At 64.1% G+C, this 18524-nt stretch carries 18 protein-coding genes; 7 read left to right on the top strand and 11 right to left on the bottom strand.

Annotation, left to right across the window (positions count from 1 at the left end; translation table 11 throughout):
• Positions 1 to 145: 145 nt before the first annotated feature.
• The gene (rqpR, locus tag AABE10_RS22625) at positions 146 to 802 is read right to left on the bottom strand and encodes a response regulator transcription factor RqpR (RefSeq protein WP_342935466.1); all 657 of its coding nucleotides are present in this window, start codon (positions 800 to 802) and stop codon (positions 146 to 148) included.
• Positions 803 to 818: 16 nt separating this feature from the next.
• Positions 819 to 1712, bottom strand: coding sequence for a sensor histidine kinase (locus AABE10_RS22630; RefSeq protein WP_342935467.1), 894 nt, complete (start codon positions 1710 to 1712; stop codon positions 819 to 821).
• A gap of 69 nt (positions 1713 to 1781) precedes the next feature.
• Here AABE10_RS22630 and AABE10_RS22635 point away from each other — a divergent pair, with 69 nt between their 5' ends.
• Positions 1782 to 2075 carry a hypothetical protein gene (locus AABE10_RS22635; protein ID WP_342935468.1) on the top strand — a complete coding sequence of 98 codons (294 nt, stop codon included), beginning with the start codon at positions 1782 to 1784 and terminating at the stop codon, positions 2073 to 2075.
• Positions 2076 to 2236: 161 nt separating this feature from the next.
• On the opposite strand, the gene AABE10_RS22640 is transcribed toward AABE10_RS22635, so the two are convergent.
• The 7 genes from AABE10_RS22640 to AABE10_RS22670 all read right to left on the bottom strand — a co-directional run bounded on the left by AABE10_RS22640 (position 2237) and on the right by AABE10_RS22670 (position 10421).
• Complete coding sequence (locus tag AABE10_RS22640; protein WP_342935469.1) at positions 2237 to 3007, bottom strand: ferredoxin--NADP reductase; 771 nt, start codon at positions 3005 to 3007, stop codon at positions 2237 to 2239.
• A 505-nt stretch (positions 3008 to 3512) separates the two neighbouring features.
• Positions 3513 to 4154: a LysE family translocator gene (locus AABE10_RS22645; protein WP_342935612.1), complete on the bottom strand. Its 642-nt coding sequence runs from the start codon at positions 4152 to 4154 to the stop codon at positions 3513 to 3515.
• A 156-nt stretch (positions 4155 to 4310) separates the two neighbouring features.
• Entirely contained in the window at positions 4311 to 5297 is a 987-nt protein-coding gene (locus AABE10_RS22650; protein ID WP_342935470.1) for an ABC transporter permease, read from the bottom strand.
• A 32-nt stretch (positions 5298 to 5329) separates the two neighbouring features.
• Positions 5330 to 6337: an ABC transporter permease gene (locus AABE10_RS22655; protein WP_342935471.1), complete on the bottom strand. Its 1008-nt coding sequence runs from the start codon at positions 6335 to 6337 to the stop codon at positions 5330 to 5332.
• Positions 6327 to 7892 (bottom strand): sugar ABC transporter ATP-binding protein, encoded by a 1566-nt coding sequence (locus tag AABE10_RS22660; RefSeq protein ID WP_342935613.1) that lies wholly within the window; start codon positions 7890 to 7892, stop codon positions 6327 to 6329. Before AABE10_RS22660 ends, AABE10_RS22655 begins: the two co-directional genes overlap by 11 nt.
• 357 nt (positions 7893 to 8249) lie before the next feature.
• Positions 8250 to 9254 (bottom strand): ABC transporter substrate-binding protein, encoded by a 1005-nt coding sequence (locus AABE10_RS22665; RefSeq protein ID WP_342935472.1) that lies wholly within the window; start codon positions 9252 to 9254, stop codon positions 8250 to 8252.
• A 114-nt stretch (positions 9255 to 9368) separates the two neighbouring features.
• Positions 9369 to 10421 carry a LacI family DNA-binding transcriptional regulator gene (locus AABE10_RS22670; RefSeq protein WP_342935614.1) on the bottom strand — a complete coding sequence of 351 codons (1053 nt, stop codon included), beginning with the start codon at positions 10419 to 10421 and terminating at the stop codon, positions 9369 to 9371.
• Between the two features lie 333 nt (positions 10422 to 10754).
• On the opposite strand from AABE10_RS22670, the gene AABE10_RS22675 reads away from it, so the two are divergent.
• Positions 10755 to 11705 (top strand): aldose 1-epimerase, encoded by a 951-nt coding sequence (locus AABE10_RS22675; RefSeq protein ID WP_342935615.1) that lies wholly within the window; start codon positions 10755 to 10757, stop codon positions 11703 to 11705.
• A gap of 42 nt (positions 11706 to 11747) precedes the next feature.
• Here the strand turns inward: AABE10_RS22675 and AABE10_RS22680 are convergent, their stop codons facing one another.
• Positions 11748 to 12545: an endonuclease/exonuclease/phosphatase family protein gene (locus tag AABE10_RS22680; protein ID WP_342935473.1), complete on the bottom strand. Its 798-nt coding sequence runs from the start codon at positions 12543 to 12545 to the stop codon at positions 11748 to 11750.
• Positions 12546 to 12573: 28 nt separating this feature from the next.
• Complete coding sequence (locus AABE10_RS22685) at positions 12574 to 13080, bottom strand: hypothetical protein (protein WP_342935474.1); 507 nt, start codon at positions 13078 to 13080, stop codon at positions 12574 to 12576.
• Positions 13081 to 13407: 327 nt separating this feature from the next.
• Here AABE10_RS22685 and AABE10_RS22690 point away from each other — a divergent pair, with 327 nt between their 5' ends.
• The 5 genes from AABE10_RS22690 (at position 13408) to AABE10_RS22710 (ending at position 18509) form a co-directional block, all read left to right on the top strand.
• Positions 13408 to 14385 carry an AAA family ATPase gene (locus AABE10_RS22690; protein WP_342935475.1) on the top strand — a complete coding sequence of 326 codons (978 nt, stop codon included), beginning with the start codon at positions 13408 to 13410 and terminating at the stop codon, positions 14383 to 14385.
• Between the two features lie 223 nt (positions 14386 to 14608).
• The gene (locus tag AABE10_RS22695) at positions 14609 to 14896 is read left to right on the top strand and encodes a DUF4148 domain-containing protein (RefSeq protein WP_342935476.1); all 288 of its coding nucleotides are present in this window, start codon (positions 14609 to 14611) and stop codon (positions 14894 to 14896) included.
• 292 nt (positions 14897 to 15188) lie between these two features.
• On the top strand, positions 15189 to 16295 hold the full coding sequence (locus AABE10_RS22700) for an NAD(P)/FAD-dependent oxidoreductase (RefSeq protein ID WP_342935477.1): 1107 nt from the start codon (positions 15189 to 15191) through the stop codon (positions 16293 to 16295).
• A gap of 314 nt (positions 16296 to 16609) precedes the next feature.
• Positions 16610 to 16921 carry a high-potential iron-sulfur protein gene (locus AABE10_RS22705; RefSeq protein WP_342935478.1) on the top strand — a complete coding sequence of 104 codons (312 nt, stop codon included), beginning with the start codon at positions 16610 to 16612 and terminating at the stop codon, positions 16919 to 16921.
• A 283-nt stretch (positions 16922 to 17204) separates the two neighbouring features.
• A complete protein-coding gene (locus tag AABE10_RS22710) occupies positions 17205 to 18509 on the top strand; it encodes an MFS transporter (RefSeq protein WP_342935479.1) in 1305 nt (434 codons plus the stop codon).
• Positions 18510 to 18524 lie beyond the last annotated feature (15 nt).

An 18524-nucleotide genomic window follows, 5' to 3' on the forward strand; every position in this document is an offset into this window, starting at 1 on the left:
GGGCGCGGCCAATGTCGGGGAAAACCCGCAATTTTAGCGGAAGTGCGCTCGTGAGCCCTTTCTGCCGCGCAACAGACGTGCGCGACGTGCGGTCGCGGCGTGACGTTGTGTCGCGCTGCGTTGCGCTGCGTCCGCGTGCGGTCGTTCAGGCGGTCATCGCCGGATTCAGGTCGACGAGGCGGTTGCTCATCACATAGAAGGTGAGTTCGGCGTTGTTGCGCAGCTTCATCTTTTCGAGCAGCCGCGTGCGGTAGACGCTCACCGTCTTCACCGACAGCGACAGCGCAACCGCAATGTCCGTCAGCCGCTTGCCCGATGCGAGCATGCACAGCGTCTGGTATTCGCGGTCCGAGAGCTTTTCGTGCGGCATCTGCTCGCCGTCGAATGACACGTAGTCGGCGAGCGCTTCCGCCATCGCAGGGCTCACGTACTTGCGGCCCGCCGCGACCTGCTGGATCGCGGCGATCATCTGCACGGTGTCGACCGTCTTCGACAGATAGCCGGCCGCGCCCGCCTTCAGCGCGCGCACCGCGTACTGGTCCTCGCGATACATCGAGAACATCAGCACGGGGATGCGCGGCACCTTACGCTTCAACCGCTTCAACACCTCGACGCCATTGATGTCCGGCAGCGAGATGTCGAGCAGGATCACGTCGTACACGTGCTTCGACGCATGCGCGAGCGCTTCGGCGCCCGTCTGCGCCTCGTCGACGTCATCGGCGACGCCCCGGTCGATCAGCAACTGCCGCACGCCCTCGCGAACGACGGCGTGATCTTCGGCAATCAGAATGCGCAAGCTCATGAGGAAATACCGGTATTCACAGACGGATCGCAGTGCGCCGCGCGCGCGGGCGCGACGCGTTGCCGAGCAGCGCTTTCCACGCGAAACGGGCCTGCACGGTGGTGCCGCGCTGCCGACCGGCGGGACCGGCGCCAATGCGCAACTCGCCGTCGAACGCATTGCAGCGCGCTCGCATGCCCGCGAGGCCGAACTGGCGCTCGTCCTGGCCTGCGTGCGGCGGAATGCCGATGCCGTCGTCGCTGACGACGATGCTCAGATGGGTGGGCGTGGATTCGATGCGCATGTCGGCGCCCGCTGCTCGCGCGTGCTTCGCGACGTTGTTGAGCGCTTCCTGCGCGACGCGGAACACGGCCAGCGACGCATCGGCGGAAAGGCGCGTGAGGCGCGCATCGGCTGCGCACACAAAGCTCATGCGCAGGCCCGTGCGCGCGGCGAAGCTGTGGGTCCAGTGCGACAGCGCGTTGATGATGCCTTTGTCGAGGGTCGGCGCATGCAGGTCGCCGACGGCATGCTGGGCGGCTTCCGTCACGGCGTCGAGCGAGCGCTGCGCTGTTGCCAGCGCGGCCGCGCATTGCGCCGGCGCGTCGGCGGGCAGCCACGTTTCGACGCCGGCCAGCGCGAAGCGCGCGGCCGTCAGCTCCGCGCCGACGCTGTCGTGCAGTTCGTGCGCGACCTGGCGGCGCGTGGCTTCCTGCGTGCGCGTCAGTTCGGCGGCCAGTTCTCGCACGCGCGCCTGCAGACGCGCGACCTCATCGCGCGATGCCGCTGGCGTGGCCAGGGCGGCAGGCTTGCGGGCGGCGCGGGAACGGCTCGCGAGACGCTCGGACGCACGCTGTTCCTGCTGCTGCGCGTCGCCTGCGAGCGCGGCCGAGCCGTGCGCATGCATCGGGACGACGGTCGGCGTATCCATGATCCCGCTCACGAAACGGACTGGCACGAACGGCAGCCAGACACCGACAGCACATAGACGAAAGAACGCATGCGAACTCTGATCCCCAGATATGTCCGCCGCAGCACGATCCGCGACGGAAAAACGCTACGCTGCGACGTAACGAAATTTACATTCTGTAACAAAAAGACGACAGTTTTGTTAATAGTCTGTCAAATGGCGCTGCGTTGCGATCATATCTTAAAAAAAGAAAAAATGGCTGTCTGTAAGGGATTCCCGCGTAGTTTCCACGCAGTGGATCAAGTCGGCGATTATTTGTGTCAGAAAAATACCTACATGGAAGGCGGATCGAACACCATGGAATTTGTAACCGCACCCGCATAGCCAACTCGGTTGCCGGGCGGTGACGCGCGATCCGTCAGCCGTCCGGCGAGAGCAAAGCAGCGCGCCAAAAGAAAAACCGGAGCGCGAAGGCTCCGGTTTCCGGTGATGCGGCTCATGCGGCCGCGACCAGAGGTCGCGCCGCCGCTCATGCGGCTAGATGTTTAGCCGACGAACGCCTTTTCGACGACGTAATGACCAGGATTGTTGTTGCTGCCTTCCTGGAAGCCCATGCTATCGAGCAGTTCACGCGTATCGCGCAGCATGTGCGGGCTGCCGCAGAGCATCACGCGGTCGTTTTCCAGTGAGAAATGTGGCAGATCGAGGTCTTCGAACAGCTTCTTCGTTTCGATCAGATCCGTGATGCGGCCGCGGTTCGCAAACGCCTCGCGCGTGACGGTCGGGTAGTACACCAGCTTGTCGCGGATCAGTTCGCCGATGTGCTCGTGCGCGGGCAGGTGCTCCGTGATGTATTCCTTGTATGCCAGTTCGTCGACGAAACGGCACGTATGCGTCAGCACGACCTTTTCGTAGCGGTCGTAGACGTCCGGGTCCTTGATGATCGACATGAACGGGGCCAGGCCCGTGCCCGTCGACAGCAGCCACAGCGTCTTGCCGGGCAGCAGGTTGTCGGCCATCAGCGTGCCCGTCGGCTTCTTGCCGATCAGCACCTGGTCACCGACCTTCAGATGTTGCAGACGCGACGTCAGCGGCCCGTCCTGCACCTTGATGCTCAGGAATTCGAGGTTCTCTTCGTAGTTCGCGCTGGCCATGCTGTAGGCGCGGATCAGCGGCTTGCCGTCGACTTCGAGGCCGACCATCGTGAACTGGCCATTCTCGAAGCGGAACGACGCATCGCGCGTGCAGGTGAAGCTGAAAAGCGTATCGGTCCAGTGATGGACGCTCAGGACGGTTTGTGGATTCAGGTTGCTCATGGCTTCTTCGATGGTGCGAAAACAAGGTCGGCCGCACAAAAGCGAGGCCGGCACGGCAAAGGCAATGCATCGTCCCGTGTCCGCAGCGACATGGGCATGACGCGTAATCCGCTATTTTACCGCGTCAGCACACCGGGCATTGCCGCAGCGGGTTGGACGGTGAACCGGAGATCTGTCCAGCGCCGGCGCGGCTGTCGTTCGCTATGGTTCGATTTCGCCGGAACGGACGACTGCGGCGCGGCTAGAGCGCACTGCTGGGGTGGTACGGAACTGGGACCTGTGCCCGGCTGCCGACCGTCGCGGCTGTTGCCCTTCAGGTCTCGCCCACCGTGGCGGGCACCGAACGACGCCCGCGTGAGGGGCGCTTGCCTGCGGTCGTCGGATGCCGGTTGCCGCGCCACAGGGCGCGGGTAAGCGCTATTTCGGGATAATACCGGAAACGGATCACGCACCGCAGCATTGACCCTTCTGGCGAAGCTGGAACCGCGATGCGCCGCGAGTGCCGTCAGCTTTCCGCCGCGAGCTTCGCGCCGAGCCCGACGAGCACCGCGCCGCACAGTCCGTCGATCGGCCGGCGCAGGCGCCGATAGCCGCGTTGCGTGCGCTCCGTCGCGAACATCAGCGCGACGCTGCTGTACCAGCTCGCCGACATCGTCGCGATCAGCGCGAGCGCGACGCCATAGAACCACGTCGGCGGATGCGCGGGAAACATCGTCGCGAACACGCTGGTCCAGAACGCGCACGACTTCGGGTTCGTCAGGCACGTGAGCAGGCCCGAGCGCCATGCGCGGAAATAGGCGCCGCGGTCGCTTGCGGGCGGCGTATCGACCACGACAGCGGCGGCGTCGCCGCGCTTTGCGCTCGAACGCAGCAGCTTGAAGCCGAACCACACCAGATACACCGCGCCCGCGATGCGGATGCCGTTGTATAACCAGTCGATCCGCTGTAGCACGGTCGCGAAGCCGAGCATCGCGAGCGAGGCCCAGATCGTCGATGCCGTGCCGACGCCCAGCGCCGACGCCGCGCCGAGCCCGCGCCGTCCTGCCAGCGACAGCTGCATGATCATGAAGAAGTTGGGACCGGGACTCACGAGCGCGACCAGATAGACGATGGCGATTTGCAGCAGGATCGGCAGAAAGTGATGCATGGCGACGATATGCCGCATGGGACGGCGGCGCGTTGGGCTGAAAGGGAACGACGGGAACCGCGATCTTACTCTCGCCAACGCACGTTTGAATGCCGGCGACGCATGGAGCCAGACCCGGACGTCAATCCGGACTTCAAGCGGATATCAACCCGGATCTCAACCCGCAGCCGGACCCGCGCCCGCGTCTGTTTCTGCGAGCGGGCGCTTGTGCGCACGCTGCTTGAGCACGCGCGCTTGCAGCACGATCACGAGCAGCAGGAACACGCCGCGAATCACCGATTGCCAGTACGCCGACAGACTGATATAGCCGAGCCCGTTCTCGAAGTTCAGCAGGTTGAACACGAGCCCGAGCAACAGCACACCCGCGATCGTCATTGCGATCGATCCTTCGCCGCCCGTCAGCAGCGTGCCGCCCAGCACGACGGCCGAGATCGCGAACAGCTCCCAGCCGACGCCTTCGTTCGGCTGCCCCGCGCCGAATTGCGCGGCGAGGATCACGCCCGCCAGCCCCGCCAGCAAGCCGCTCACCGCATACACGGCGACCAGCGCGCGGTTGACGTTCAGGCCCATCAGCCGCGCCGCTTCCTCGCTGCCGCCGATCGCCAGCGAATGCCGTCCAAAGCGCGTGCTGCGCAGCGCGAGCCAGCCCGCGACGGCGGCGACGAGCGCGATCAGGCCGGGAATCGGCAGGCCGAACAGATCGCCCTGGCCGAAGTTCGCGAAGTTCGTATCCGACGAAACCGACACCGCGTCGTTCTTGCCGAGCAGCAGCGCGAGGCCGTGCGCGCCGAGGCTCGTCGCGAGCGTCGTGATGAACGGCAGGATCTTCATTCGCGTGATGATGACGCCGTTGACCACGCCAACCATCAGTCCCGCACCCGCGCCCGCGACGACCGCGATCCAGCCGCCGTATGGACTCGCCAGCGCCGACACGACGCTCGCCAGCGCCGCGACCGTGCCGACGGACAGATCGATCCCGCCCGTGATGATCACGAAGGCCATGCCGACGGAGATCAGCGCGAACATCGAGTTGTAGCGCCAGAAGGACATGATGTTGTACTCGGACGCAAAGTGCTCGTAGCGCACGAGGCCGAGCACGATCAGCGCGCCGAGCGCGATCAGGATGGGCAGGTTCTTTTTCATCGGATCGTGTCTCGCAAGATCGTTCGAGTGCTTCAGCGCGAGCGCCGCTGCACGTACACCGCTGCGATGATGATGGCCGCCTTGACGACGAGCGCGGCCGCATCGGGGATGCCATGCGCGAGCAGCGTGTAGCGCAGCAACTGGATGATTAGCGCGCCGATCAGCGTGCCGCCGATATACGCCTTGCCACCCGTCAGCGCCGTGCCGCCGACCGCGACGGCGGCAATCGCGTCGAGTTCGATGCCGAGCCCGACGACATTCGCATCCGACGACGAATTCACGGAAATGGAAATCAGCCCCGCGAGCCCCGACAACGCAGCGCACAGCGTGTACGCGATCATCTTCACGCGCGCGGTCGGCACGCCGCTCAGATACGCCGACTTTTCGTTGCCGCCCGTCACGAGCAGATATTGTCCGAACAGCGTCTTGCGCACGACCCACGCGAAGAACGCGACGAGTGCGAACATCAGCAGCACCTGGAACGGAACGCCCGCCACCTTGCCGAGCGCGATCCACTGGAATGCGGGATTGTTGAACGCCTGAAGGTTGCCGTCGGTGACGACCTGCGCGATGCCGCGTCCGGCGATGAACAGCACGAGCGTCGCGACGATCGGCTGCACGGCTAGTCTTGTGACCAGAAAGCCGTTGAACACGCCGCAAAGCGCCGCAGCCAGAACGGGCAGCACGAACGCGAGCGCGATGCCGGATGGACCCGCGATATGCACGAAGAGCATTGGCGCGAGCGCGCCCGCAATCGCCATCGATGCGCCCACCGACAAATCGATGCCGCCCGTCGCCACGACCAGCGTCATGCCGATGCCGACGATGACGATCGTCACGACCTGCGTCAGATTGACGTTGAAGGTTTGCAGCGACCAGAAGTGCTGCGTAAACAGCAGATTGAAGACGAGCATCGCGAGCAGCACGACGATTTCACGCTGAATCGCGACGCGCCGTTTCTTCTTTACCGTCGGCGTGTCAGGCGCCGATGCCGTCGCGGCGAGCGGCGCGGCGTCGTTGCGCAGCGACTCATGAGCCATGACGGTCGCCCTCCAGTGCATCGCCGATATGCGCGGACTGCGCCGCTTCGACCAGTTGCGACGTGCCCGCGCTGCCCCACGCAATCGCATCCATGATCGCGGATTCGCTCATGTGCGCGCCGTCGAGTTCGGCGACCGTGCGTCCGTCGCGGATCACGACGGCGCGATCGGCGACGGCCGTCAGCTCTTCGAGTTCGGACGCGGACAGCAGCACCGCCATGCCTTCGTCGCGCAACTCGCGCACGATCTTCGCGACATCGGCCTTTGCGCCGACATCGATGCCGCGCGTTGGTTCGTCGAGCAACAGCAGCGATGGCTGCGCGGCGAGCCAGCGCGCGAGCAGCACCTTCTGCTGATTGCCGCCCGACAGCTCGCGGATAGGCTGATCCGGCGAGCGTAGCTTGATGCCGAGCGACGCGATGAAGCGCTCGACGATTGCCTGCTGCTTCTTCACGTCGACGACGCCGTGCTTCGACAGCGTGCGCAAACAGACGAGCGTGAGGTTGTCGCGCACCGACAGATCCGGCACGATGCCTTCCGCCTTGCGGTCTTCCGTGAGATAGGCGAGACCGCGCGCGATGGCGTCCTGCGGCGACTTCAGCGCGACTGTCTCGCCGTCGATCGACAATGCGCCGCGCTCCGCCGGGTCCGCGCCGAACAGCAGGCGCATCGTTTCCGTGCGGCCGGAGCCGAGCAGGCCGGCGAGGCCGACGGCTTCGCCCGCGTGGACGTCGAGCGATACGTCGCTCACTTTCGGATGCGCGGCGAGATGACTCGCTGAAATCGCCTTGCCGCCGCGACGCGCGAGATTTGCTTCGCGCGTCGCGCTGTCGTCCTGCACGACGGCGGCGAGCGTGCGGCCGAGCATCGTCGTGACGAGCTGGCGCTTGTCGATGTCCTTCATCGCGCTTTGCGCGACCGTCTGACCGTCGCGCATCACCGTTACGCGGTCGCACAGCGCATACAGTTCGTCGAGACGATGCGACACGAAGATCACCGCGCGTCCGTCGTCGCGCAGCTTGCGCACGACGCTGAAGAGCAGTTCGACTTCGCGCTCGTCGAGCGACGAGGTCGACTCGTCCATGATGACCATCTTCGCGTCCGACGAAACGGCGCGCGCGAGCGCAACCATCTGTTGAATCGCCGTCGAATAGCTGCCTGCGGGTTTTTTCACGTCGATCTGCAAGCCGAACGATTCGAGCAGCGCCGATGCGCGCCGCTGCACTTCGCGCCAGTCGATCAGACCGAAGCGGCGCGGCTCGCGTCCGAGAAAGATGTTTTCGGCGACCGAGCGGAACGGCACCAGGTTGATCTCCTGATAGATCGTGCTGATGCCCGCTTCGCGCGCTTCCTTCGGCGTGCGGAAATCGATCTCGCGGCCCTCGAAGCGCACGCTGCCGCCCGAGCGCCGATAAGCGCCCGTGAGGATCTTGATCATCGTCGATTTGCCCGCGCCGTTCTGGCCGATCAGCGCGTGGACTTCGCCCGCCGCGACGGTGAGGTTCGCGCCGCGCAACGCGGGCACGCCGCCGAACGAAATGTCGATGCCCTGCATGTGGAGCAGGGGCGCGTGGGCGGAAGACTGCGGAGCGTCGGAATGCGGGTCGGCTTGCGTCACGTGTGTCTCCTGTGTCCGGCGACGAACGGCGGGCGACGAACAGCGGCGCGCGCGACGATTGATGCCGCCCGTCGGGCCGCGACGTTCATGGTACGCCCGACAAAGCGAAGCGACGGCCCGTCGACCGCGAAAACGCGCGCAACGGACACGTCGCTTCGAACCCTTCCCGTCAGCGGGACGCGCGTGCGCCTCGCTGAGGCCCTGCCTGTCCGGCTCGCTGCGCGCGTCGCTGCGTGGATCGAGGCGCGCGCGGCCGGGTCACTGCTCATCAAGCACCAGCCGGTCATCGAACCCTCAGTAACCGTACTGCATGCTTTCCTGAACGTTGCCCTTGTCGTAGAAGCGGTCCGATACCTTGACCCACGTCGGAATCTTTTCGCCCTTCGCAAAGCGCTGCGCGACATCGCACGCGAGCGGGCCGAAGAACGGGCTCGACTGCACGCTCGCGCCGAGTTCGCCGGCGGCGATTGCGTCGAGGCCGCCCTTCGTGCCGTCGATGGTCACGATCTGGATGTCCTTTCCAGGCTGCTTGCCGGCCGCCTTGATCGCGGCGATCGCGCCGAGCGCCATTTCGTCGTTGTGCGCGTAGACGGCCGTCACGTCCGGGTGCGCCTGCAACAGCGTTTCCATCACCTGACGCCCTTTGTCGCGCGCGAAGTCGCCGCTTTGCGACGCGATGATCGACATGCCCGAATGCTTCGCGATCACTTCATCGAAGCCCTTCTTGCGGTCGTTCGCGGCGGAAGCGCCCGTCGTTCCTTCGAGCTCGATGATCTTCGCCTTGCCGCCCGTCGCCTTGACGAGCCAGTCGGCGGCGCGGTGGCCCTGGTCGATGAAGTCGGAGCCGATGAACGTGATGTAGTCGCGGCCCGCCTTCGCGACCGACTGATCGACGTTGCGGTCGACGAGAATCACGGGTATGCCCGCCTTCTTGGCCTGCAGCACGACGGGCGCGAGCGGCTTCTCTTCGCGCGGCGGGAACACGAGCAGATCGACATGCTGCGCGATCATGCTCTGGATGTCGGAGACCTGCTTCGAGTTCGACCCGTTCGCATCGGTCATCACGAGCTGCCAGCCGCACTTCGCGGCGATGTCCTTGAAGCTTTTCGTTTCGGCGAGACGCCACGGATTGTTGCTCTCCGTCTGCGCGAAGCCGACTTTCAGCGGCGTTTTGGTGGCGAGCTTCGGCAGGTCGTCGGCCTGTGCCGACGCGACGCCGAAACCCAGCGCGACTACCAACAGCGATGCGGCGAGCGGCTGAAGCCGTTGCCGGCGCGAATCCCGATTGTGCGACGCCATGTCTTCCTCCAGGTACCAGTTGGATGTGTTGTGCTTTTGTGTTTCAACTGCCGCCGGCACTCCGGTGATGACGTGACCGGTCGCGCCGATTATTTCATCGCGAATTATTATCGGTCAATCACTAATAATATTAACTGCTGCCGCTTTTGCCTCGGTAATTACCCTGACCGAACCGCGCTCGATCAGCGGACCGTCGAGCTTCACCATCCGGTGACGGACGGGCGCGCCCGCCGCCCGGTTCTGCACTTCCTGAAGCAGCGTCTCGACGGCCCAGCGGCCCAGCTCGTAGTTCGGCAGCACGACGGTCGAAAGCGGCGGATGCGTGTGGCGCGCGATTTCCTGATCGTCGTAGCCGAGCACGGAGATATCGTCGGGAACGCGGTAGCCGAGTTGCTTCAGCGCCTCGATCGCGCCGAGCGCCATCAGGTCGTTCGCGCAGAAGATCGCGCTGGGCGGATGCGGCTCGCGCATCAGCGAAAGCGTGTGCTCGAAGCCCGTGCCCGAGCTCCAGTCGCCGTCGCGCACCATTTCCGGCGCGAACGGCAGATCGGCGGTGGCGAGTGCGGTGCGATAGCCCTTCAGGCGGTCTTTCGCGGCGTCCTGCCAGTGTTCGCCGTTGATATAGCCGATCCGCCTGTGCCCCGCGCGCAGCAGGTATTCCGTCGCCACGTGGCCGCCCGCGACTTCGGCGGGCACGATCGACGATTGGCCGCCGTCGCTCGTGTAGCAGTTCAGCAGCACGGTCGGCACGCGCGACAGTGCGACGGGCAGCGTCACCTTGCGCGTGTAGACGGTTGCGTAGATCACGCCGAACACGGTTGGGCTCGTGAGCACGGCGTCGAGCACCTGTTGCTCGATGTCCGCGTTGCCGTGCGTCGAGTAGACGGCGAGCAGCTTGCCGCTCGCATACGCGGCATCGCGTGCGCCGTCGATGTTCACGACAGGATGCGGGCTCGTCGAGATTTCGTCGGCGAGATAGATGATCAGGTTGCGTTCGTCGGAAGACGGCGGCAGCGGTTCGCGCGGGGCGAGCCGGTAGCCGAGTTCCTGCGCCGTCTTCAGCACCTTGTTGCGCGTCGCTTCCGAAAACTTCGCGCTGGTCGCGTTGTTGAGGACGAGGGAAACAGTCGATTGCGATACGCCGGTGAGCTTGGCGATATCGGTCATCGTCGGACGGCGCTGGGTCGATTTTTTCATTGATATGGCCGCGCAATGCGGCTTGTAGACGGGGATGCGGCAGGCATCGTCGTGCTGACGGTAACACTAATAATATGCGCCGGACAACAGGCGCAAACCCCGCTTTTCCAGACGTCTGCCTATCGCGCGAACAGCCGTTCTTTGGCGAAGTTATTACTAATAATATTGACCGAAAAGCCTCGACGTGCGATTCTCGATCGCGCGAGCCGCTTCGGCAGAATGGGACGCCGCCTTGGGCCGCAATCGTCCACGCCAATACAAACGATCATGCGCGAAGCCTTCTTCAAACCGTCTGCGGCCGACATGGCGACCGATCTGCGCATCGGCGATCCTTCGCTCGTCGTGCTGACGAGCGGCGATACGACGCTCGTGGTCGCGCCGCATGTCGGCGGATCGATCGCCGCGTACTACGAAACGGTGCGTGAACGAACGTCGCAACGCGTGCTGCACTGGCTGCGCCCGGCGACGCGCGACGCAATCGCCCGATGCGATCCGCTGCGAATGGCGAGCTTTCCGCTCTTTCCGTACTGCAACCGCATTCGCGACGCTCGCTTCGAGTTCGACGGACTCACGATCGATCTGGCCTCGGACGACGCGGCGTTCGCGCACGCGTTGCACGGCCACGCATGGAAGCGGCCGTGGCGTGTCGGCGCGCGCACGGCCGCATCCGTCGAACTGCATTTCGAGCATGCGCCCGATCCGGCTGTGCGCGGCGACTGGCCGTTCCGTTATTGCGCGAGCCAGCGCATCGAGTTGCTGGGCGGCGCGCTGCGCATCACGCTGACGGCGCGGAATCTGTCGGGCGCTCCGATGCCGTTCGGCATGGGTCATCATCCGTATTACCCGCGCACTGCGAATACGACGATCACCGCGAACGTCGAGCAGATGTGGCACACCGACGAACACGTTCTGCCGACTCACCTCGGTCCGCATTCCGCCGTCGACGCGCTGAAGCACGGCATGAGCGCCGATGCATTCGATCTCGACAACAACTTCAGCGGCTGGTCGCGCGAAGCAACGGTTGCGTGGCGGGACGAGCGTCGCCGGTTGACGTTGACGGCCGAAGCGCCTTTCGATCATCTGGTGGTGTTTGCGCCTGCGAACGAGGCGCAGTTGTGCGTCGAACCCGTCACGAACACGACCGACTGCTTCAACGCGAAAGACATGCAGATGCGCGAGCGCGCCGGCTACCGGGTGCTAGAGCCCGGCGAAACGATCAGTGCGCAACTCGTCTGGACGCCGCGGCGCGACTGACCGGGAAGTCAGCGTCGCCGGTCCGCGTCACGAGTCCGCGTTTTATTCGACGCGCAGCCGCGCCATATACGGCAGGTGATCCGACAGCCACGCAGTTTCCTGCGCGGGCTGGATCCATTCGATGGGCTTCATTCCGCGCACGAACATCTTGTCGAGCGCAAGCGCAGGCGAGAACGCGGGGAACGTGCGGCCCGGCTCGCCGAGCAGCGTCGCCACTTCCACGAGGCCGTGTTCGCGGAAGAGCGGCACCGAATCGTTGCGCCAGTCGTTGAAGTCGCCGGCCAGCACGAGCGGTCCGTCCGGCGCTTCCTTCGAGATCCAGTGCGCGATCCAGTGCATCTGACGCAGCCTCGCCTGGCGCGTGAGCGCGAGGTGCGCGCACAGCAGCGTCACCGCATGGCCGCCGAACGTCGCGCGCGCGACCAGCAGTCCGCGCCTCTCGAAGCGGTGCGCGGAAATGTCCCAGCGTCCGCCGAGATCGAGCGGATGTGGCGACAGGATCGCATTACCGTGCCGCCACGACGGCTTGAACACGTTCGGCCCGAGCGCGATCTGCAAATCCAGCGACTCGGCGATTTCGGTTGCCTGGCAATGCCATACGTCGTTGTCGAAATCGCCCATGCGCGCGCCGAACGAACTGGCCAGCACGGGCGCGGGCATCCGGCGAGCCATCGCCTCCTGCAGGAAATACGCATCGGCATGAACGGACTGCACCCAGCGCTGCATCGCCTCCCATGCCTGGAAACCGAGCGGCGAGCGGCCCTTGTGCAGGTTCCAGCTCACGGCGATGAAGTCTTTCTGGTCGATGTTTTCGTGTATCAGTTCTTCGGGGTTTCGCATGCCGCGTTATCCACGTCGTTCATTGAGTTCACGGATTGTTTGCGACGCTTGCACGCAACCGATAGACGAGATTCGGGTCCTTGTCGATGATCGTCCATGTGGTCCAGTCGCCCGGCGGCACTTTCAGCCCCGGGTGATTCGCGCTCACCTGGCGCGGCTGTGGCGGCAGTTTGCAGCCGGTGTCCGTGGTGCGCATGCCCGGCTCTTCGAGCGTTTCCTGCGCGTCGATCGCGAACGTGACGCCGCTCGTATCCACCTGTGTCGGCGAGACGGTCAGCGTGCGCGCGAGGTCGATGCTGCCCGCCGGCACGTTCTTGCAGCCGACGTTGTTCTGCACGACGTGATGATGCGTGTCGGTGCGCGCCTGGCCGACGGTCGTCGTGCCGTCGAACGTATCGATCTGCTGGCCGTCGCGGATCACCTGCAATTCCCATTTGACGACGGCCGCCGCGGGGCGCTGTTGCGCGTGAGCCATCGGGGCCTGTGCGATCAGCGAGGTGCCGAGCAGGAGGGCGGCGAAGCTGGTTTTCAACATGAAAAGAGAGTCTCCGGAATCGCTGCGTTTCGCTAAAGCGTGCGGTGTCCGCGCGTTCTTTCTTGCGACCGCCGACCATCTTACGCTTTATCGAGATAACGGTTTTCTGACACCCGATCTGGAACCAAGGTTCAGCCTTCGGCGGTAACAGTGCATTGCAGATAAGGGCGCGGACGTGGCGATTCAAGCAAGCGCCTCGCCCGCTGCCGTCGTTAGCAGCACACCCGCGCCGCTGCTGGCTTGCGTGGTATTTCTGCGTCGATACACTGAAATCGGAGCGGCGTCCGGGACGCTGCGGCTGCAAGTTCCGCATAACGGGGTGAAGCGATGACAACGGCAATGGTGAAACAGGAAATCGCGGTTGCATCGTTCAGCAAGGTCTACGACCTGGACCAGGTGGAGACGGCGCTGAACGAACTGAGCGAAGGCGCCAGCGACGCGCTGCGTTCGACGTACGAGAAGATGCTGAAAGTCGGCAATCTGCGTTTTTGCGTGAAGCCGAACCGGATGCCGTCAATCGACGATCTGATCGGCGCGCTGCCCAACTTCACCGAGCCGCTCGACGATATTCGCAAGCAGGTCGCGCTGTGCCTCGAAACGGATGACCGGCTGGAGCTGATGCCGATCCTGCTGCTCGGCGATCCCGGCATCGGCAAGACGCACTTCGCAAAGCAGCTCGCGCGGATGCTCGGCACGTCGTATCACTATGTCGCGATGAGTTCGTTGACGGCGGGCTGGATTCTGTCGGGCGCGTCGTCGCAATGGAAGAACGCGAAACCGGGCAAGGTGTTCGACGCGCTCGTGCACGGCAGCTATGCGAATCCGGTCATCGCCGTCGATGAAATCGACAAGGCGACGGGCGATGCGCAATACGACCCGCTCGGCGCGCTCTACGCATTGCTCGAACACGACACCGCGCAGACGTTCATCGACGAATTCGCGGAGATCCCGATCAACGCCGGGCATGTAATCTGGATCGCGACCGCGAACGATGAGCGCGCGATTCCCGAGCCGATCCTCAACCGGATGAACGTCTACGAGATTCCGCCGCCGGATCATGAGGGCTCGCGGCGCATCGCGCAGTCGATCTACGACGAGATCCGCTTGGCGCATGGCTGGGGGCTGCGCTTTCCTGAGGAAATGGGTGAGGAAGCGCTCGATGCACTGGCGCAAGCGTCGCCGCGCGAAATGCGGCGCGCGATCCTGAACGGCTTCGGTTCGGCGCGCATCGCTGGCCGCGATCACATCAGCGCCGACGACATCCGCCTTGACTACAACTCGCGCCGCAAACCGATCGGTTTCTAACGTCGCCTGCGCCATTCGTGCGAAAAGGCCGCACCTGCGCGGTCTTTTTATTGTTCCAATGATGCGGCTATTCCACGCTGCATGGAGGGCAATTCGCGTCCAATATGGATGAATCCGGCAACAGTCAATTTCATTAATGAGGGTCGGCAACGTGATAGGCGAGGGCTAGACTGCGTTCATCGAAATGCGAACTGCGTTTCCAACCTCACGTCAGGAACCGATCATGAAAAAGTCTTCACTTGCAGCGCTGTTGATTTCCGCAGTGGTCGCCGTGCCGGCTTTCGCGAGCGGCTATAGCCCGGCTCCGTCGCAAACGCCGTCCGCGCAGAACGGCCCGAAGACGCGCGCCGAAGTGAAGGCGGAACTGGCGCAAGCGCGCGCGAACGGCGAATTGAGCCTGAATCCGAATGCGCCCGCGTACCCGCAGCAGTTCGCAATGGGCGGCTATACGGTGCCCGTCGCGCAAGTCAATCTGCACCATCTTTTCAAACGCACAACTGCCACGGATTGATCAACCCTGTTGTGGCGCGCGCGGAACGCTAGCCCGCGCGAGTGCGCCCGAATTCACCAGGAATGCGCGTCGTCGGCGTACACTGACTCAAACGCGCCAGCGTTCCCACATATCGATGCCCGCAGCCGGATCAGGCTGCGGGCATTTGTGTCTGTGGCGCGCTGTGCGATTTCGCATTGTGCATGTGAAGCGTTCGACAGCGCGCGGCCGCGAATCATAAGGTGCCGCACGCTTTCGATATCCAGGTGGATGACGGGACAGAACGCGGCGCATCGTGCCGCGTCCAATGGACATGGATCAGATCGAATGTGTGGTGATCGGCGCTGGCGTCGTCGGTCTTGCCGTCGCGCGCGCTTTGGCTGCGCGTGGACGTGAAGTGATCGTGCTCGAAGCAGCAGAAGCCATCGGCGTCGGAACGAGTTCGCGCAACAGCGAAGTGATACACGCGGGCATCTACTATCCGCGCGGCTCGCTCAAGGCGACGCTCTGCGTGCGCGGCCGCGAAATGCTCTACGACTACTGCGCGGAGCGCGGCGTGCCGTATCAACGCTGCGGCAAGCTGCTGGTCGCGACCGCGCGCAACCAGATTCCTCAACTCGAAAGCATCATGGCGCGCGGCAAGGAAAACGGCGTGCTCGACCTGATGCGCATCACGGGCGAGGAAGCGCAGGAACTGGAGCCGTCGCTACGATGCGTCGAAGCGGTGTTCTCGCCGCAGACGGGCATCGTCGACAGCCATCAGTTGATGCTGGCGCTGCTCGGCGACGCAGAACGCGATGGCGCAATCTGTGCGTTTCATGCGCCCGTCGAAGCAGTCGAGGCGATTAATGGGCGCTTTGTCGTGAAGGTCGGCGGCAATTCGCCGACCACGATCGGCGCCGCGTGTGTGATCAACAGCGCGGGCCTGCACGCGAACGCGCTCGCGCGCAAAATACGCGGACTCGACGCGCGCCACGTGCCGCCGCTCTATCTCGCGCGCGGCAACTACTTCAGCGTTTCGGGCCACGCGCCGTTTAGCCGCCTCATCTATCCGATGCCGAACGAAGCGGGGCTCGGCGTGCATCTGACGATCGATCTCGGCGGACAGACGCGTTTTGGTCCCGACGTCGAGTGGGTCGATTCAATCGGCTACGACGTCGATCCGCGTCGCGCGGAGTCGTTCTATGCGGCGATCCGCGCGTACTGGCCCGGACTTCCCGATGACGCGCTGCAACCGGCGTATGCGGGCATTCGTCCGAAGCTGTCGGGGCCGGGCGAGCCCGCCGCCGACTTCCTGATTCAAGGCCCCGCCGCTCATGGCGTGCGCGGGCTGGTGAACCTGTTCGGCATCGAATCGCCGGGGCTGACGGCATCGCTTGCGATCGCGCAGCGCGTGTGCGAAGTGAGTGGTCGCGCGTAGCTGCGAGCGGCTCGCAGAATCTATCGGTGGATTCGTAGAAGCCAACGGCGGGTTCGCAAAAGGCAACAGCGGAGTCACGAAAGAAAAAGCCAACGGCGCGAACGCGCAAGCGCCGATATGTGGCGATGGTGACGCCGCCGTGACACGCATCGGATCTTCATAACCGGACCGCGCGCGATTCAGCGTCCACGCTACGGATTTGCTTATGACGGGCATTTCGGGCATCACGCGCGTCCGCTTCATTGCTATGCTTGGGGACGGCTGTCGTCAGAACGGCTTGATCAATATCCACAAGAGAAACGGAGTGAGTCCCCATGAAGAATTCCCGTCGCACCTTTTTGATCACGAGCATCGGCGTTGCGTCTTCGCTCGCGCTGTCCCGCCAGGCGTTCGCCGATGCGCCGAAGGTTGCCGAATCCGATCCGACCGCGCAGGCACTCGGCTACAAGGAAGACGCGACAAAAGTCGACAAGGCCAAGTATGCGAAATATGCAGCCGGCCAAGACTGCGGCAATTGCAGCTTCTTTCAGGGCAAAGCCACCGACGCCTATGCGCCGTGCCCGATGTTCGCCGGCAAGCAGGTAGCGAGCAAGGGCTGGTGCAGCGCATATAACAAGAAGGCCTGAGCGAAGCGCCGCGAATCTCGATGAGGCGCGATGGGCGATGCATCGCAGCATCGACCGGCGCGCCATTTCCAGCAGATTCGCAGGAGCCGAAAGAGAGCGCCCGCCACGCAATGTGGCGTGGCGCTCTCTTGTTTTGTGAATGAACTTTTGCCTTATGAATGTGGTTGAAACGGCATGTCGTGCTCTTATACACTCGCAAGGCGTGCGCGCAGGGCCTCGCCGCCCCATTCGAATGAACTTCAATCCAACGCACCCGACGCGTTGACGAAGGCGGGAGACACCGATGTCGACAGCATCGAGGAGTGCATCCAGGAGTCTCAACACCCGCGCAGTCACGGCGGCCGTTATCGGTAATGCGCTCGAATGGTATGACTTCACCGTCTTCGGTTTTCTCACTGTCGTCATCGCGGAACGCTTCTTTCCCGCCAGCAGCGACTATTCATCGATTCTCCTGACGACCGCGAGCTTCGGCGTCGCGTTCGTGATGCGGCCGGTCGGCGGCATCGTGCTCGGCCTCTACGCGGACCGCGCGGGACGCAAGGCGGCGCTCTTGCTCGTGATCGCGCTGATGACGCTCGGCATTCTGCTGCTGGCGATCGCGCCGCCGTACTCGGCGATCGGCATCGGCGCGCCTGTCGTTATCGTGATTGGCCGCTTGCTGCAAGGCTTCTCCGCAGGCGGCGAATTCGGCAGTTCGACTGCGCTGCTGATCGAAGCGGCGCCATTCTCGAAGCGCGGCTTTTACGGCAGCTGGCAGATGGCGAGCCAGGCGGCCGCGCTGCTGCTCGGCGCCGTCGTTGGCGCGCTGGTGACGCGCGGGATGTCGCCCGAAGCGCTCAAGTCGTGGGGCTGGCGTTTGCCGTTCATCATCGGGCTCGTGATCGGGCCGGTCGGCTACTACATCCGCGGGCATCTCGCGGATTCCGAAGCGTTTTTGCACGCGAAGCAGACCGCGCGCCGCGCGACGCTCCGTGAGCTTTTCGCTCACCATAGCCGCGACGTGCTGTGCGGACTCGGCTCGGTGATCGCGCTCACGGTTTCGACCTACGTGCTGATCGGCTATCTGCCGACCTTCGCGGTCACGCAGCTGAAGCTGCCTTACCCGGATTCGTTCACGGCCGTGATCGTCGGCAATCTGCTGCTCGTGGTGCTGTCGCCGGTGATGGGCGCGTGGTCGGACCGCATCGGACGCAAGGGCATTTCGCTGTGGTCGCTGATCCTCATGCTTGTGCTGATCTATCCGCTCTTTGCATGGCTCGAAGTGGCGCCGAGCGTATCGAGACTGATCGCCGTACAGGCAATCCTTTCGATCACGCTCTCCGGCTATTACGGCCCGTTCGGCGCGCTGATGGCCGAACTTTTTCCCGCGAACGTGCGCTCGATCGGTCTTTCGCTCGCGTACAACTTCGCGGTGATGCTGTTCGGCGGCTTCGGCCAGTTCATCGTTACGTGGCTCATCAAGACGACGGGTTCGCCACTCGCGCCGACGTACTACGTGATGTGCGGACTCGCGCTGTCGATCTTCGCCGTCGCGTGCGTGCCCGCCCAACGTCACGCCGATCTCGACGCAATGCGCAAGCCCGCCTGAGTGTACTGCTGGTTC

Source organism: Paraburkholderia diazotrophica (assembly GCF_038900755.1).
Lineage (GTDB): Bacteria > Pseudomonadota > Gammaproteobacteria > Burkholderiales > Burkholderiaceae > Paraburkholderia > Paraburkholderia diazotrophica_A.

Bases quoted from the DNA above. Each gene is read 5' to 3' on its own strand.
- AABE10_RS22645 (WP_342935612.1), bottom strand. From the start codon at position 4,154: ATGCATCACTTTCTGCCGATCCTGCTGCAAATCGCCATCGTCTATCTG.
- rqpR (WP_342935466.1), bottom strand. From the start codon at position 802: ATGAGCTTGCGCATTCTGATTGCCGAAGATCACGCCGTCGTTCGCGAG.
- AABE10_RS22665 (WP_342935472.1), bottom strand. From the start codon at position 9,254: ATGGCGTCGCACAATCGGGATTCGCGCCGGCAACGGCTTCAGCCGCTC.
- AABE10_RS22655 (WP_342935471.1), bottom strand. From the start codon at position 6,337: ATGGCTCATGAGTCGCTGCGCAACGACGCCGCGCCGCTCGCCGCGACG.
- AABE10_RS22705 (WP_342935478.1), top strand. From the start codon at position 16,610: ATGAAGAATTCCCGTCGCACCTTTTTGATCACGAGCATCGGCGTTGCG.
- AABE10_RS22680 (WP_342935473.1), bottom strand. From the start codon at position 12,545: ATGCGAAACCCCGAAGAACTGATACACGAAAACATCGACCAGAAAGAC.
- AABE10_RS22635 (WP_342935468.1), top strand. From the start codon at position 1,782: ATGCGAACTCTGATCCCCAGATATGTCCGCCGCAGCACGATCCGCGAC.
- AABE10_RS22640 (WP_342935469.1), bottom strand. From the start codon at position 3,007: ATGAGCAACCTGAATCCACAAACCGTCCTGAGCGTCCATCACTGGACC.
- AABE10_RS22670 (WP_342935614.1), bottom strand. From the start codon at position 10,421: ATGACCGATATCGCCAAGCTCACCGGCGTATCGCAATCGACTGTTTCC.
- AABE10_RS22675 (WP_342935615.1), top strand. From the start codon at position 10,755: ATGGCGACCGATCTGCGCATCGGCGATCCTTCGCTCGTCGTGCTGACG.
- AABE10_RS22650 (WP_342935470.1), bottom strand. From the start codon at position 5,297: ATGAAAAAGAACCTGCCCATCCTGATCGCGCTCGGCGCGCTGATCGTG.
- AABE10_RS22690 (WP_342935475.1), top strand. From the start codon at position 13,408: ATGACAACGGCAATGGTGAAACAGGAAATCGCGGTTGCATCGTTCAGC.
- AABE10_RS22630 (WP_342935467.1), bottom strand. From the start codon at position 1,712: ATGGATACGCCGACCGTCGTCCCGATGCATGCGCACGGCTCGGCCGCG.
- AABE10_RS22700 (WP_342935477.1), top strand. From the start codon at position 15,189: ATGGATCAGATCGAATGTGTGGTGATCGGCGCTGGCGTCGTCGGTCTT.
- AABE10_RS22685 (WP_342935474.1), bottom strand. From the start codon at position 13,080: ATGTTGAAAACCAGCTTCGCCGCCCTCCTGCTCGGCACCTCGCTGATC.
- AABE10_RS22710 (WP_342935479.1), top strand. From the start codon at position 17,205: ATGTCGACAGCATCGAGGAGTGCATCCAGGAGTCTCAACACCCGCGCA.
- AABE10_RS22660 (WP_342935613.1), bottom strand. From the start codon at position 7,892: ATGCAGGGCATCGACATTTCGTTCGGCGGCGTGCCCGCGTTGCGCGGC.
- AABE10_RS22695 (WP_342935476.1), top strand. From the start codon at position 14,609: ATGAAAAAGTCTTCACTTGCAGCGCTGTTGATTTCCGCAGTGGTCGCC.